Raw genomic sequence first — 14,964 nt, forward strand, 5'->3', positions numbered from 1 at the left:
GCTTTGGTAAGGGCACGTCGTGAACACACTCCTCACGCGTCGGCTGCTGCAATTGCTGCCGATGCTGTTCTTTATTTCACTGGTCGCGTTTTTGCTGGTCAAGCTCGCGCCCGGCGATCCGGTGGCAGCGTACATCACGCCGCGTATGGCCCCGGAGGATATCGAACGTATTCGCCAGAGCCTGGGGCTGGATAAGCCGCTGGTCACGCAGTACGTTCTGTGGCTGAAAAACGTCCTGCAGGGCGATCTCGGCTATTCGCTGATTTACCATCGCCCGGTGCTGGAGATGATCGGCGAACGCATTCCGGCCACGCTGGGGCTGATGGGCGCGTCATTGCTGCTGGCGATCGTGCTGGCTATTCCGCTGGGCCTGCTGGCGGGCGCATTTAAGCACCGCTGGCTGGATCACCTGCTGAACCTGTTCGCCTATATCGGCATCTCGGTACCGATTTTCTGGTTCGGTATTTTGCTCATTACCGTTTTTGCCGTGCAGCTTAACTGGTTTCCCAGCATGGGGATGCGCACCATCGGCATGGAGGATAACGGCCTGGATGTGCTGCGCCACGGCGTGCTGCCGTGTATTGCGCTCACGTTCTACAACCTCTCCAGCTACGTGCGCTACATCCGCTCTAACACCATCTCGCAGCTCTCCGCCGACTACGTACAGACCCAGCTTGCCTACGGCGCGACGCGCGGCAGTATTCTGTTCCGCCACGTGCTGAAAAACGTGCTGCTGCCGGTGATTACCCTGTTCGGCCTGTCGTTCGGTGAGCTGATTGTGGGAGCTTATGTGACCGAGAGCGTCTTCTCCTGGCCGGGGATGGGGCTGCTTGGGATCCAGTCGATCGCCTCGCTGGACTACCCGCTGATCATGGCGATCATCATGCTCTCGTCGATGATGCTGATCGTCGGTAACCTGATCGCCGATGTGCTTTATCGTTTCGCCGATCCCCGCATTCGTACGCTGAGGTAACCCGGATGAGCAGACGCTGGCAGCAGGTCCGTCACCAGCTGCGCCGCAACCGTCCGGCGCAGTTCTCTCTGTTTGTGCTTTTTATTTTCGTTGTCGCCGCGCTCTGTGCGGGCTTAAGTCCGTACGATCCGGATCGGATGGCGCTCGGCGCACGCACGCTACCGCCGGATGCCGCGCACTGGTTTGGCACCGATGAATACGGGCGCGACTACTTCACCCGCGCGCTGTATGGCGGCCAGATCTCCCTGATGGTCGGTTTTCTTGCCATGCTCTTTTCCACGCTTATCGGCACGGTGGTGGGAACGGTGAGCGGCTATTTTGGCGGCTGGCTGGATAACCTGATGATGCGCGCAGTGGATATTCTGATGGCCATTCCGGCCTTCTTCCTGCTGCTGGTGGTGAATGCTTACCTCAAGCCGGGCGTGGATAACATCATCATGATCATCAGCCTGCTGACGTGGATGAACATGTCGCGGCTGGTGCGTGCTGAAACGCTGTCGGTGAAAGAGCGCGAGTATGTGCTTTATGCCCGCGCGTCGGGAGAGCATCCGCTGCGCATTATCGTGCGCCATATCATTCCCGGCGTGCTCCCGACCATTATCGTGGCAGCCACGCTCAATATCGCCTCGGCCATTCTCATGGAGTCGACGCTCAGCTTCCTGGGGCTGGGCGTGCAGGCGCCAGCGGCGTCGTGGGGAAGCATGCTTAACAACGCCCAGTCTTATATTGGCGAGGCGTCGTGGCTGGCGATGTTCCCCGGCATTCTGATCCTGCTGACGGTGTTCAGCTTTAACGTGCTGGGCGATGTATTTCGTACCGCCTTTGAGCCAGGAGCGAATCGCGATGAGTAACTTATTAGCGCTTGAGAACCTGCAAACCACGTTCCGCACCCGCGAGGGCGAGGTTCACGCGGTGCGCGGCGTGAGCTTTCAGGTTCAGCCGGGCGAACTTGTCGGCATTGTTGGCGAGTCGGGCTGCGGGAAAAGCGTCACCTGTAAGTCGATCATTCAGCTTCTGGGGAACAACGGACGGATCGCCGGGGGCAGTATCCGGTTCCAGAACGAGGACCTGGCGCAGAAAACCCCCGCGCAGATGCGCGCCATTCGCGGCAACGAGATCGCGATGATTTTTCAGGATCCGATGACCGCCCTGAACCCGGTGTTGACCATCGGCAAACAGATGGCTGAGATCCTGATGCGCAATAAAGGGCTCACCAAAAAAGCGGCCAGGGCGGCGGCCATCGCCATGCTGGAACAGGTGGGTATTGCCGAGGCGGAACGCCGGTACGACCAGTATCCGCACGAGTTCAGCGGCGGGATGCGCCAGCGGGTAATGATCGCAATTGCGCTCTCCTGCAACCCGAAGCTTCTTATTGCCGATGAGCCGACCACCGCGCTGGATGTGACCATTCAGGCGCAGATCCTGCGCCTGCTGAAAAGTCTGCAACAGCAGACACGAACCGCGATTTTACTGATCACCCACGATCTCGGCGTCGTGGCGCAGGTCTGCAGCCGCGTTGTGGTGATGTACGGCGGGCTGGTGATGGAGGAGGGGAGCGTGGAGGACATTTTTTATCGCCCCGCGCATCCCTACACCCAGGGGCTGCTGGCCTCGCTGCCGCGCCCGGATGAGGTGAATCAACGTTTATCGCCGATTGAAGGTTCACCGCCTGGCCTGCTTAACCCGCCGCCGGGCTGCCCGTTCGCCGAACGCTGTCCGAAGCGCATGCCACAGTGTGAACGGCAGCCCGAGTTTTATCCCGCCGGCGAGGGCCATCGCGCCGCATGCTGGCTATGGGCCGATAAGGAGATTCAGGCATGAGTGAACGACTGGCGCCTTTAGTGAGCGTGCGCGATCTGCGCAAACACTATCAGCTTAACGGCGGTTTGCTGCGTAAAGGCGTGGCCGTGAAGGCGGTGGATGGCGTGAGCTTTGATATTCAGCCGGGCGAGACGTTTGGCCTGGTGGGGGAGTCCGGCTGCGGGAAATCCACCCTCGGGCGCGCCATCCTGCGCCTTTTTGATATCACCTCGGGCGAGATCCACTTTGCCGGGCAGGCGATCGCCCACGCCCGTGAAAAAGAACTCAAGCCGCTGCGCAAGCGGATGCAGGCGATCTTTCAGGATCCTTATTCCTCGCTCAACCCCGGTATGACAGTTCGACAGCTGGTGGCCGAACCGATGCAGATCCACGGCTACAGCCGGGAAGCGCAGCAGGAGCGTACGGAAACGCTGCTCTACAAAGTGGGGCTGAAGCACGAACACCTTGAACGGTTCCCGCACGAGTTCAGCGGCGGGCAGCGCCAGCGCATCAGTATTGCCCGCGCGCTGTCCGTGAATCCTGAATTTGTGCTGTGCGATGAACCGCTCTCGGCGCTGGACGTCTCGGTGCAGGCGCAGGTGGTGAATATTCTGCAGGATCTGCAGCAGGAGCTGGGGCTGACCTATCTGTTTATCGCCCACGATCTTTCCATGGTGCGCCATATCTCCAGCCGCATTGGGGTGATGTATCTCGGTAAACTGGTGGAGGTAGCCCCCGCGAATGAGCTGTATCAGCGCCCGGCGCACCCTTACACCCGCGCGCTGCTGGCAGCGGTTCCCCGGCCCGACCCGCGCATTCGTCACCTTGACGACGCCACCCTGCGCGGCGACATTCCGGGCCCCACGTCCGCGCTGCCGGGCTGTAAGTTCTGCAGCCGCTGCCCGCACGCCATGCCGGTTTGCCAGGCGCAGGAGCCTGCCATGCAGGAGATTGCGCCAGGGCATTTCGCGGCATGCTGGTTGTTTAAGATTTGAGCCTTAAACGTGTCGGGTGGCGCTTCGCTTACCCGACCTCAAAGGTTTTGTGTTTCGTAGGCCGGGTAAGGCGAATAATTTGCCACGCAGGTGTATGATAAATATCCCTCTGTCAGGTTAATTACAACGTGCAGACGACGACAACCCCTAAAAAAATTGCCGCCTGCCTGTTTTAGGTTGGATACATGCGTAAAGGAAAGTTAAGCAGTGATGCGCCATTCGGGACATTGTTAGGCTATGCGCCCGGTGGCGTGGCGATTTACTCTTCAAATTACGGCAGTCTGGACCCGCGCAACTACCCGGAAGACGCAGATTTCCGCAGCTATATCGGCAACGAATACATGGGCCACAAGTGGCAGTGCGTTGAGTTCGCCCGCCGTTTCCTGTTCCTCAACTATGGCGTCGTATTTACCGACGTCGGCATGGCGTGGGAGATCTTCTCCCTGCGCTTTTTGCGTCAGGTAGTGAACGATAACATTCTGCCCCTTCAGGCCTTTGCCAACGGTTCGAAGCGCGCGCCGCGGGCCGGGGCGCTGCTGATCTGGCAAAAGGGCGGCGAGTTTCACGAAACCGGCCACGTGGCGGTGATCACCCAGCTGCTGGACGATAAGGTGCGTATTGCGGAGCAGAACGTCATTCACGCCCCGCTGCCGCTCGGGCAGCAGTGGACGCGCGAGCTGCGTCTGAGCGTTGAGAACGGCTGTTACACCCTTCATGACACGTTCAGCGACACGGAAATTCTCGGCTGGATGATCCAGACCGACGACACAGAGCACAGCATTCCGCAGCCGGAAATCGACGGTGAACTGCTGAAAATCAGCGGCGCGCGGCTGAAAAACAAACGCCAGTTCGACGGGAAATGGCTCAACGAAAATGACGCGCTGCAGCAGGCGTATATCCGCGCCAACGGCCATGTGATCAACAAAGATCCCTGCCAGTACTTCACCATCACCGAAAGCGCCGAGCAGGAGCTGATTAAAGCCACCAACGAACTGCACCTGATGTACCTGCACGCGACGGACAAGGTGCTGAAAGACGACAATCTGCTGGCTCTTTTCGATATCCCGAGAATCCTCTGGCCGCGTCTGCGTCTCTCCTGGCAATGGCGTCGTCACCATATGATCACCGGCCGTATGGATTTCTGCATGGATGAGCGCGGGATTAAGGTCTACGAGTACAATGCCGACTCCGCGTCCTGTCACACAGAAGGCGGGTTGATCCTCGAAGAGTGGGTCAAAAACGGCTATCGCGGCAACGGGCACAACCCGGCGGAAGGCCTGCTGGAAGAGCTGACCGGGGCGTGGAAACACAGCCACGCTCGTCCGTTTGTGCACATCATGCAGGACAACGATGTCGAAGAGGACTATCACGCGCTCTTTATCCAGCGTTCTCTGCTGCAGGCCGGGTTTGAAACCAAAATTCTGCACGGGCTTGGCGCCCTGAGCTGGGATGCCGCCGGGCAGCTGATTGACGACGAAGGTCGCCACGTCAACTGCGTGTGGAAAACCTGGGCGTGGGAGACGGCGATTGAGCAGATCCGTGAGGTCAGCGAAACCGAATACGCCGCGGTACCGATCCGCACCGGACATCCCGAGGGCGAGGTACGCCTGATTGACGTCCTGCTGCGCCCGGAAGTGCTGGTGTTTGAACCGCTGTGGACGGTTATTCCCGGCAACAAGGCGATTCTCCCGGTACTGTGGCAGCTGTTCCCGAACCACCGTTACCTGCTCGACACCGATTTCGAGGTTAACGATCTGCTGAAACAGACCGGCTATGCCGTTAAGCCGATTGCCGGCCGCTGCGGCAGCAATATCGACCTGATCAGCGCCCAGGACGAACTGCTGGATAAATCCAGCGGTAAGTTTGTTGACCGCAAAAATATCTACCAGCAGCTGTGGTGCCTGCCAAAGGTAGACGGCAAGCATATTCAGGTTTGCACCTTTACCGTGGGCGGGAACTACGGCGGGACCTGCCTGCGCGGCGATGACTCGCTGGTGGTGAAAAAAGAGAGCGATATTGAGCCGCTGATTGTGATGAAGGATAAGTAACGCACACCTGCTCTAAAGAAGCCCCCGCAGGGCATCCTGCGGGGGCTTTTTGTTACGGTTCTTCCTCTTCCTGCTGTTCGCTTACCTTCAGATCGATGATGCGGCCAATCTGGTCGTGGTACACCGTCAGCAGGTTGTACTGGCTCATCTCGGAGATGATCTGCGGTGAGACATTAAAGCTGCGGGCCAGCTCCTCCTGGTGAAAATAGCCCGGCTGGCGCCGTCTCACGTGGGCGCGTCGGCGGTTGTACTGGTACCACAAAATCAGCAGCCAGCCGTTGAGCGCGGCGAACAGCAAATAGATCAGGACCGTATTAAAGGACGCAATAATCGCGCCCCAGCGGTAGTCGCTCTCCTCGGTTAACTGCATCCAGAGCCTGGCATACAGGAAAAACAGAAATCCTCCCCACGCCACCAGCGTTAATGCGGCATCGAAAAGACGTGGCAAGAGCCGATGCTCGGTCAAAATTAAGGTATTTTCGTTCATTGAAGGCTTCCTTTTCCCCGGTCCGGACTGATCCAGCGCGCGCGGGCACGCTGGCGTTTAAGCATGACTTTTGGAAATGCGACGAGGGTGGTGAACAGGCCAATCATCCAGTACACCATCGGGAACCAGATCACCCAGAAGAGCGAGCTGGCCACGTTCCGCTCATAGCGCCGCTCGATGTACAGGCTGACAAGGAACTGCAGCAGGCACATCACGCCCAGCAGCAGCCCGGTAAACTCCGGGGGAAAGAGGCTCTCAACGGTCAGGTTCGCGGGAAGGGGCGCGACATAGCTAATGATAAACAGCAGCACCGTCATCGCGTACGCAAAGGCCCACAGCGTTGACAGCGCATACTCCATAAACAGGGGCCACATGCGGTGATGCTCCCAGCGCACAATCCTGCGAAGGTTGACCAGAAACACCTCTGCTCCCCCCTGAGCCCAGCGCAGACGCTGTTTCCACAGGCCCTTCAGCGTCTCCGGCATCAAAATCCAGCACAGCGCCCGCGGCTCGAAAAAGATATCCCAGTGGCGCAGCTGGAGCTTCCAGCTGATGTCGATGTCTTCGGTGATCATGTCCGGGCTCCAGTAGCCGACGTCCGCCAGCGCCTGTCGGCGAAAGGCGGCGATGACGCCGGAGACGGTAAAGACCCGGCCATAGATCCGCTGCGTCCGCTTAATGAGCCCAATGATGGATGAGAACTCACCCACCTGAATGCGGCCAATCAGCGTGGAGCGCGTGCGAATGCGCGGATTGCCGGTCACCGCCCCGACGTGAGGGTACTGAATCAGCGGGGCCACCAGATAAGCCGCGGTATCGCGATCGAGCAGCGCGTCGCCGTCAATGCAGACCAGCAGATCGCCCCGGGCCGCCGCTGCCCCGGCTTTGAGCGCCAGCGCTTTTCCCTGGTTTTCCGCGAGGTTAATCACCCGCAGGCGCGGCTGTTCCAGTGCCAGTGTCTGCAGCACCTGCGCGGTGTTGTCAGAAGAACCGTCGTTGATGGCGATAACCTCTATATTTTCATACCGTTGATTCAGCGCGGCGCTGATGGTCTCTCTGGCGTTCCTTTCCTCATTGAAACAGGGAATAAGGATGGAAATGAGCGGCTCACCGGCGAGCGTCGGGGCGGGCGTGTCTTTATCCCACGACCAGTGCCGTTCAAGCTGAAACCAGAAATAGAGCCCGCCGGTTATCCAGAGTACGGACATAAACAGCGGCCAGAAGAACACAAAATCCAGAATCAGTTCCCCGGTAAAGAGGGCGGCCACGCCTAACGGCAACCCGAATACCAGACATAAAATAGAGAATGCGATAATGCGATCAGTCATTGTCAGGGTACCAGTACGAAGAAAATTCAGGCCTGATACGTGAAATATCAGGTTGGTTGTTGAGGAAGTCGTCGGGGTAGTAACCGTAATTTTTGACGCCGTTCAGCTGGAGCACGCGCATCCACTGCACAAGCTGGCTATCAGAAACGGCGCGCTGTGGTTTCCGATCCCAGTCCCTGGCCTGCAGCTCGAAAATGGTTTTATCGAGCGCGCCGGGACGTGCGGCGACGGCGTTAACCAAACGCGTCAGCCAGGCATTGCTCTCGTCGACCGGGACGGACTCCATCAGCGGCATGGCCATCGGCACCGTCCAGTCATACTCCGCCAGGAAGTCATCAAGATTCTGCGCAAACCACGCTTCGCTTTCGGGCTGCAGAATGAGTAAGGCGAACATATTGCGCGCGGTTTTAATCTGCGGGCCGCGGATGTGCTTCACCGCCAGGCTCAGGGCGTGGGTAAACCCGACAAGCATCTGGCTTTTCTGGCGCGTGGTGTTCTGAGATACATCGTCCACGTCCGTCAGCACCGCGTCGTCATGGAACAAGATCCCATTGAAGCTGGCATAGCGGGCCAGATCTTCATAGATGTCGGTCACCTGCTGGCGCACCTGCGGATTCCATGGGGCAAGCCGGATATAGGGCTCGGTGGCGTCGCTCAACCGGCCGGTCTGACGATCCCGGCGCTGCACGCGCGGCAGGGAGGGATCGAGATCGAACGAGAGCACCGGCATCCACGCGAAGACTTTTACCCCCGCGCGGGTTTGCAGCTGCCAGGAGACAAAATTAAAGAGATCGGCCCGGACCGGAAGCCGGCGATTGGGGAAATAAAGCGCCTTGATCCTGCCGTCGCCCTGCGGATCGGCAAACGCCTGCAGAAAAACGTGGCTGATTTTCATGTCGTAGACCCGCTGGATCAGCCTGTTGATGTTTTTGGTCTGCTGAGCCGGGTCGGGATCGTAAACGTAGTCGAGATCGACGTGCATCACGCGCACCGGCTCTGACTCCTGAACCTGGCTGACCGTGCTGGCAAAGGTTTTGAGCGAGGGATTACCGGCGATCAGCAGACGGGGAATGCTGCCGAGATTGCGCACGTCACCCAGCCCGTCCTCAAGGGTAAAGGCCAGCTGATAGCCCTGGTTTTTGGCTATCGCGAGCGATGTCCCGTTGGCGGCACCATACGGCCAGACCCAGGCGCGCGGTGCTTTTCCGGTCACCTGCGTGATTTTTTCGGTCACTTTGCGAACGTCATCGCCGATCCGCTGGTTGAACTGCTGGTCGGTTTCATAGCGTCCCGTTGCTTTATCATAAAAGCGATTGGCGATCGCCGGTTCGCGGCTGCCCTGCGGGTTAGCCTGAATGCCGTAATGCGAGGCCCAGGTATGCGAGCCAATCTCAATCAGCGGGGACCGGCTGAGCTCGCGCACCATGTCCCACGTCGCGAAGCGATCGCGGGGCGTCATCAGACCGCCGAAGTTAACCTTTTGATTTGCCGGCGTATCCACCCAACTGCCCACCGGTGCCCACAGGGCAGGAACGTTCCATGCCTGAAGCAGCGGCCAGACGCGGGTATAAAAGCTGCTGTAGCCGTCGTCAAAGCTGAGCAAAACGGCCTTTGGCGGCAGCGTTTTTTTTCCGTCATGGGCATCCAGAATGTCCTGCACGCTGACCGCGTGATAGCCGTTGTGCACAAGCCAGCTAATCTGCTCGTTTAACGCGCTGGTGCGAACGGAGAGGTAGCGTTGATCGGCGGCATCATCTTCTACGTCGTGGTAGGCCAGGACCAAAAACTGGTTTGTTGGCCAGGGTTTGGTCGCCTCCAGCTGCGGCCGCGCTTTGGGCGCAATGAACGAGATCGCCTGCGCGCAGGCGCTCGCGCTGAGGCAGAGCCAGCCGATGACGATCAGGCTCACGGAAAGACGTGTATTCAGCATATTCATCCTTAAAAGCGTAAAGTCGCATCAAACGTGACGGAGAGATTGCTCTCGCGTTTGCCGTCGTAAGGGCGTTTATCCCAGTTCAGCATCACGCCGGTATCAATGACGTTGTTCCACTGAACGCGCTGCCCGTAACCCAGCAGGGTGATGGCTCCGGCGGACTGATTTTTCTGCCAGTACCTGCCGCCTCCCGCCACGAACTGCTGGCTCCAGAGGGTGTCGTAATGGCGGTACATCTCATGGTCAACGGACAGGGCTGCCGTCACCGACAGGTCCCGCGCCGGGTTGTAATAGAGCGTATCCCGCAGGCTGTTTTTACTGGCGGCTATCTCCGGTTCGATATCCAGCGTCAGGGACGGGGCCTGCCAGAGACGCTCTTTACCCGTGAGGGTGTATTCCTGGCGACGGTTATGATCTGAGAAGCGGCTGACCGCGGCGCTGAACTGGTACTCACGCCGTTCGTTTTGATACCAGCGCACGCCGCCTTCACCCCGGTTTGCGCTAATCCCGTTGCGTAACGCCCGCAGAGGCGTGGTGCGGGACAGGCGTTCGAGGCTACCGCTGACCTGCCAGTTATCCGTGAGGCTGTATGTGGTTGAGAGGCGAGCCCCCGGCTTGTTTTCCCCGTGATAGCGGTTGCTGGAGAGCTCGGCTTCAAGCTGAAGGTCACGAGGCCGCCATTCAACGCCGCCAAAAAGGTGACGGCTGGAGCCTTTGCCTTCATCAAAATTGCCCTGCCCATAGCGGGTGCCTGCAAATAGCCGCCAGCTATCCGCCACGGGTGGACCATAGAGCGTGGCGTCCCAGCTCAGGTCGTGTGTACCGCTGACGGGGTTATCGGAGTGCAGCCCTTTTCCCGCGTTGAGGCGCAGCTCGGACATATGGTGGACCGTTCTGAGCCTGTCCAGACGTTGGGCGCTACGATCGACGGGCGCGCGAGCAAGCACGTCGTCGGTGAGTAAATCCATCTGCCGCCACTCCTGCAGATCCATAGCGACGTAGGCCTGCTGCTGCTCAAGTTCCAGATTCGATGGCTCCAGCGTTTCTGCCATTTTCAGCTTTTTCTCGGCCGCGCGCGGCAGGCCCCGCGCCTGCAGCAGGGTGGCATAGTCAATCTGCAATCCCTGGTTGCCCGGCGCCGTTGTCGCCAGACTTCGCGCCAGCTTTTCGGCCTCCGGCAGGGCATTCGTCGCCAGCAAATAGTTAAAGCGGAGCGACTGCCCAATCAGCCATTGATCGTTCGGCTGAGGGGTAGGGGAGCCGAAATCATAGCGGGTCCAGGGGACGCTGCGGGTCTGGCGCTCAACGTACTGGCGGGCGGCCGGGTACTGCCCGGTATCCAGCCAGGCGTAGAAAAGCGCATGTTCCTCGTCCTGCGGGTTCGAGGCGTATTGCGGATAGCGCTGCACAAGCGAGAAGGCGGCGGCAGCGTTTTTCTCCTGCAGATACGCGGAGATCGCCCAGCCGATTGCCCAGCCCGGCACCGGATGCTGCGCTGTCGTCAATGCCTGATATTCACGGATGACCAGCGGGTAATCACCATGCGCATACAGCGCGCCAAGCCTGTCGATACGCGCAAGAACGACGTCTTCCGCCGCCTGCGGATCGTTTTGCCAGCGAGCAAGCAGGGTGTCGTAACGATTCAGTGCACTTTGCGCAAGCTGCAGGCGCTCTTTTTCTGTCCTCGAGGGCACATCAGCAAGGCGAACCTTTTCGGCAGCGGCATTCAGCTCAAGACGGCGACGCTGCGTGGGGGACAGCGTCACCCTTTGTGAAAGCTGAAGCGCAGGGGTATTCACCCGGTTATCCGTCAGCGCCTCGATCTTCTCGCTGAGCAGGGCATTATTCTCTGGCGCGATGTTTAGTGCGCGCGTGTCCGCTAAAAGCCGATCCCAGCTTTTTCCCTGGCGTAACCAGACGTAAGAGAGCGTTTGTAGATGGGCCTGAGACGGATTTTCCTTCACCAGCTGCCGGGCTTCCTGCAGCGCGAGGGCATCCATACGGGCATCGGCCAGGGTTTTGATATAGCCGATACGATAATCGTCGTTATCCGGCGCAAGGCTACGGGCCTCTTTCCAGAGCGCTAAGGCCGGCTGCCACGCTTTTTGGTTTCGCCTGGACTGTGCGACGGCCGCAACGCCGCGGGCGGGCAGCGGCATATAAATACCGTAACGCTGCCAGACCTGAATCACCTCGTCATCGCGACCTGCCCACGCTGCCACCTGTAGCCAGTCCGCAACTTGTTCCGGCGTCAGAGCATGCTGTTGCTGATAACGCTGAAGATAATCAAGAAACGACGTGTAATTACCGTTACGCGCCTGTTGAATCTGTTGCTGATAAACGGATTCCGAAGCCTGAACCAGAACAGGAAAGAGTAATAACAGGAACAATAATGTTGGGGTGCGATAAAAGAATAACGTATTGAAGCGAAGTGAGCTTTCCATATCTATTTGCCATTTGTTTATCATGAATCCATTGCACAACACGGCCGCCTTTAAACTCGCGTTAAAGGCCATAAAGAAGAACATTAAATCTGAATGCGGTGACGTTATGGGGTACTTACTTAAAGGTAATTATGGATCCTTATCTCAGTGGACTGGGTAGAAGGTAATGTACACCCGATATCTTGCCGGATAAATATGTTGAAAAGCGGCTGTGTTGTTTTGAGATAATTCTGGATTGAGCGGTTAATGATGATTATTTTGAATTGGTGGGTTATTTATAACTCATTGAAAATTATCTTTTTTATTTTTATTGTGACAGATTTGTTTATATTTTTAATGACGTTTATCTGGGCCAATTAAAGTACTTTCTGGTGCATGTTTGGGAAGTTTCATGACAAAAATTCTTAATGTTTAGAGAAGTGACTTTTCTGCGATTGTTTTTTATTTATAATTAATGGCGGCCATTGAATGATAGTCTACAGGAAGTCTTACACATCAATGTCTGTATTGAGGGATGTCCAAAGCCGGAATACATTTATCGTTAATATAACAGCGCTATAAAACGAAGGCGGCCTTCTTTCCGAAGGATCGTTCTTGCTTTAATCTAAAAGGGATGGTTAGTGGCAACTTCAATAGTGTTAGTGACGCAGGATCGCTATCTTGTCAGGGGGATGAGGATATTTTTCCCGGATATTATTCTGCTCGACTCGATTGACCGAAACATATTTGATAACGGTGCAGATGAATATTCTGTATTGATTGATAGTCGTTCTCCGCTCCGTTTATATGATTACCTGATACGCCATCCGGCCAGAACGAAAAAAACGATCTGCTGCGTTATGCTTGATATGCGCCATCGCGAGGAGAATCTGCTCAGTATGAAGCTGTTTATGAACACGTCGCTCACCGTGCCGGATATGGCCTCGCTGTTTAATCTGGTTCTGAATATGAAGGGCAGGCGCCTGACCACGAAGTGGCTGCTTAATTTACGGCTTAGCACGCACGAAGCGATCATGCTGCGGTTGCTGAGGGCAGGTATGTCGATGGAAGCCATCGCCGATGAGCTGAATACGTCGGTGAAAAGCCTCTATCGCAAACGAACGGCACTCTCGGAACGGCTGGGGGCGGAGAACTTCAACGAGGCGTGTTTGTTTATCTTTAAAAACAAACTGCTGGACGCAGGTGGGAACGATCCCTAGGTTGGGGAGAGACCAAAAGCATAAAACTGACTTGCGGGCGGTATTCTGAGTTTTAAGAAAACTGGACGGTGACGACATCCTTGTTTTAGCTATGGATTTACTCTGGCTCAAAACGAGAGAAAGGACGTTGTAATGGACACGGTTGAAGAGACTGGTTGGAAATTTTTCTGATGCTACATGATGAGCAAGAATTGTTAGATTACCTCACTGAGCATTACAGTGACCGTAAATCTCCGGCAAAGAAAGAATGGACCTTCCAGGAGCATTTCAATCTCATACCTGAAGATCTTGAGGACATGCTGCTTGACCTTTTCACCCGGTACGGAATTGAGTACAGCAACTTTGTGATGGACCATTATTTGAACCGGAGCTGTTTTGATTTCAGTTTCGGCTCAGAAAAAAATTCCGCGATCGGCAGTACAAACCGCTATCGCTTGAGATGATTATTGAGTCGGCAAAAGCCGGACGCTGGCTGTATGACTAAGGGCCTGGAAGCCCCTTATAATGTTTACGCCGATTGACGCTCGTTCCATGCATCACTAAAAATGATGTTCCCATCGTTATGCTTCCAGGTGATTTCTCATACCTGAGTTCGACGGTTTCCATAGGGTTTTCGTTAGGGTTATCGCCTGTAGTCATCGCAGGGGAAATCGACACTATCCTGACGTCTTCAGACAACATGTTGAAATACTCTTCTTCAAGGCCAGAGTAATTTATCCGATACCACTTTATCTCAGCTGATGACAGGTTTTGACCTGTCGCAACAGCTTTGTACAGGCATGGGCTTGAACAATCGAATTCCTTAATGACCAACATAGGCGAGTACAGTCGCGCCCATCGCTTTCTACCACCTGCGCGTGCCCGTTCAGCACGTCGATTCCCTGACCGCTAACCCTCTCTGCGGATAAGGGTGGGGTAGATAGCCCTGCCGCCAGTTCCGGGCAGTAGGTGACCAGACGGCCTTCTTTGCGCCAGTGTTGCAGCAGATCTGAGGAACAGGATTTATCGGTACCGTTGTAGCGGATAAGGTGCCCTGACAGGCAGGCGCTAAGCAGGATTATTTCTTTGACGGGCATGGAAGATACCTTTGATAAGGTGCGTGGTAACGCGCTTATCTCGATACTGGCGGATATAAGGTGGCAGAAAATGAGCGGGTGGCGGTTGGATTTTGGGGGAGAGGAAACGCGTATTATAATGAAAAACGAATAGTATCTTCTGCTCTTTAACCCCTTTTATGAACTGCCAGAGGCTAAGCCATGTATTTTATCCTGAGCGGGTGGTACCAGAAGGAGACTCCTGTAAGTGATTGAAAAATTTAAAAGGACGTTAGAAATGAATAAATATCTGTCTGGTCTGTGTGTTGTTTCTTTTTTTTATTTTTCTTCAATAGGTTACGCGCACTCTGCGGGTCTAAATAAAGTTCAGGTTAGTATCGAACCCAGCAGCGCTAATAGAGGATATATCCCGGTAATTTCTGATGCAGATGAAATCGAGCCTTCTGATTTCAGGGAGTCGGATCTACAGGAGATGCAGGATAGCCTGAGGAAGATGAAGTCCGACAACCGCAAAGTCGATGAGCTAACTCAGAAGGTTTTACAGCTTGAGAGAAAGAATTCTGAGCAGGAGAGTAAGATCGAGCGATTGCAAAGAAGCCTTGATGACATGAAGCGGAGCAACGACAACCTTTCAAATCAGGTCAGCAATTTATCCGGCAAAATTAAGTAATAAAAAAGAGCCACCGCCTGTATTAACTTACC

The 14,964-nt window shown here is 56.1% G+C and carries 13 protein-coding genes and 2 pseudogenes; 9 read left to right on the top strand and 6 right to left on the bottom strand.

The window, feature by feature from the left end; translation table 11 throughout:
- Positions 1-19 precede the first annotated feature (19 nt).
- The 5 genes from PYW49_RS10835 to gss all read left to right on the top strand — a co-directional run bounded on the left by PYW49_RS10835 (position 20) and on the right by gss (position 5,816).
- Positions 20-973 carry an ABC transporter permease gene (locus tag PYW49_RS10835; protein WP_134348766.1) on the top strand — a complete coding sequence of 318 codons (954 nt, stop codon included), beginning with the start codon at positions 20-22 and terminating at the stop codon, positions 971-973.
- A gap of 5 nt (positions 974-978) precedes the next feature.
- Positions 979-1,824, top strand: a complete 846-nt coding sequence (locus PYW49_RS10840; RefSeq protein ID WP_320386418.1) for an ABC transporter permease subunit — start codon at positions 979-981, stop codon at positions 1,822-1,824.
- Complete coding sequence (locus tag PYW49_RS10845) at positions 1,817-2,794, top strand: ABC transporter ATP-binding protein (protein ID WP_134348767.1); 978 nt, start codon at positions 1,817-1,819, stop codon at positions 2,792-2,794. The genes PYW49_RS10840 and PYW49_RS10845 overlap by 8 nt, the downstream gene beginning before the upstream one ends.
- Positions 2,791-3,768 (top strand): ABC transporter ATP-binding protein, encoded by a 978-nt coding sequence (locus PYW49_RS10850; RefSeq protein ID WP_320386419.1) that lies wholly within the window; start codon positions 2,791-2,793, stop codon positions 3,766-3,768. The genes PYW49_RS10845 and PYW49_RS10850 overlap by 4 nt, the downstream gene beginning before the upstream one ends.
- A 185-nt stretch (positions 3,769-3,953) precedes the next feature.
- Positions 3,954-5,816: a bifunctional glutathionylspermidine amidase/synthase gene (gene gss / locus PYW49_RS10855; protein WP_320386420.1), complete on the top strand. Its 1,863-nt coding sequence runs from the start codon at positions 3,954-3,956 to the stop codon at positions 5,814-5,816.
- Positions 5,817-5,868: 52 nt separating this feature from the next.
- On the opposite strand, the gene pgaD is transcribed toward gss, so the two are convergent.
- The 4 genes from pgaD to pgaA are packed head-to-tail and all read right to left on the bottom strand — an operon-like array spanning position 5,869 to position 12,008.
- Positions 5,869-6,303, bottom strand: coding sequence for a poly-beta-1,6-N-acetyl-D-glucosamine biosynthesis protein PgaD (pgaD, locus tag PYW49_RS10860; protein WP_134348770.1), 435 nt, complete (start codon positions 6,301-6,303; stop codon positions 5,869-5,871).
- Positions 6,300-7,631 (bottom strand): poly-beta-1,6-N-acetyl-D-glucosamine synthase, encoded by a 1,332-nt coding sequence (pgaC, locus tag PYW49_RS10865; RefSeq protein ID WP_320386421.1) that lies wholly within the window; start codon positions 7,629-7,631, stop codon positions 6,300-6,302. The genes pgaD and pgaC overlap by 4 nt, the downstream gene beginning before the upstream one ends.
- Complete coding sequence (gene pgaB / locus PYW49_RS10870; protein WP_320386422.1) at positions 7,624-9,561, bottom strand: poly-beta-1,6-N-acetyl-D-glucosamine N-deacetylase PgaB; 1,938 nt, start codon at positions 9,559-9,561, stop codon at positions 7,624-7,626. The genes pgaC and pgaB overlap by 8 nt, the downstream gene beginning before the upstream one ends.
- 8 nt (positions 9,562-9,569) lie before the next feature.
- Positions 9,570-12,008 carry a poly-beta-1,6 N-acetyl-D-glucosamine export porin PgaA gene (pgaA, locus tag PYW49_RS10875; RefSeq protein ID WP_320386423.1) on the bottom strand — a complete coding sequence of 813 codons (2,439 nt, stop codon included), beginning with the start codon at positions 12,006-12,008 and terminating at the stop codon, positions 9,570-9,572.
- 671 nt (positions 12,009-12,679) lie between these two features.
- Between pgaA and PYW49_RS10880 the strand changes: the two genes are divergently transcribed.
- From PYW49_RS10880 to PYW49_RS10890, 3 genes and pseudogenes are all read left to right on the top strand, one after another.
- A complete protein-coding gene (locus PYW49_RS10880) occupies positions 12,680-13,207 on the top strand; it encodes a helix-turn-helix domain-containing protein (RefSeq protein WP_134348917.1) in 528 nt (175 codons plus the stop codon).
- A 155-nt stretch (positions 13,208-13,362) separates the two neighbouring features.
- Positions 13,363-13,650 (top strand): hypothetical protein, encoded by a 288-nt coding sequence (locus PYW49_RS10885; protein ID WP_407057608.1) that lies wholly within the window; start codon positions 13,363-13,365, stop codon positions 13,648-13,650.
- Positions 13,638-13,691 (top strand): annotated as a pseudogene (locus PYW49_RS10890) (DUF1493 family protein); the annotation flags it as partial. The gene PYW49_RS10885 and the pseudogene PYW49_RS10890, both read left to right, overlap by 13 nt.
- 24 nt (positions 13,692-13,715) lie before the next feature.
- Here PYW49_RS10890 and tssD read toward each other — a convergent pair.
- Positions 13,716-14,038: pseudogene (gene tssD / locus PYW49_RS10895) on the bottom strand (type VI secretion system tube protein TssD); the annotation flags it as partial.
- The gene (locus PYW49_RS10900) at positions 13,936-14,283 is read right to left on the bottom strand and encodes a DUF523 domain-containing protein (protein WP_320386424.1); all 348 of its coding nucleotides are present in this window, start codon (positions 14,281-14,283) and stop codon (positions 13,936-13,938) included. The pseudogene tssD and the gene PYW49_RS10900, both read right to left, overlap by 103 nt.
- A 226-nt stretch (positions 14,284-14,509) precedes the next feature.
- Here PYW49_RS10900 and PYW49_RS10905 point away from each other — a divergent pair, with 226 nt between their 5' ends.
- Positions 14,510-14,932: a hypothetical protein gene (locus PYW49_RS10905; RefSeq protein WP_286164287.1), complete on the top strand. Its 423-nt coding sequence runs from the start codon at positions 14,510-14,512 to the stop codon at positions 14,930-14,932.
- Positions 14,933-14,964: the final 32 nt, after the last annotated feature.

Source organism: Enterobacter chinensis, assembly GCF_034008295.1.
In the GTDB taxonomy this organism is placed as follows: domain Bacteria; phylum Pseudomonadota; class Gammaproteobacteria; order Enterobacterales; family Enterobacteriaceae; genus Enterobacter; species Enterobacter chinensis.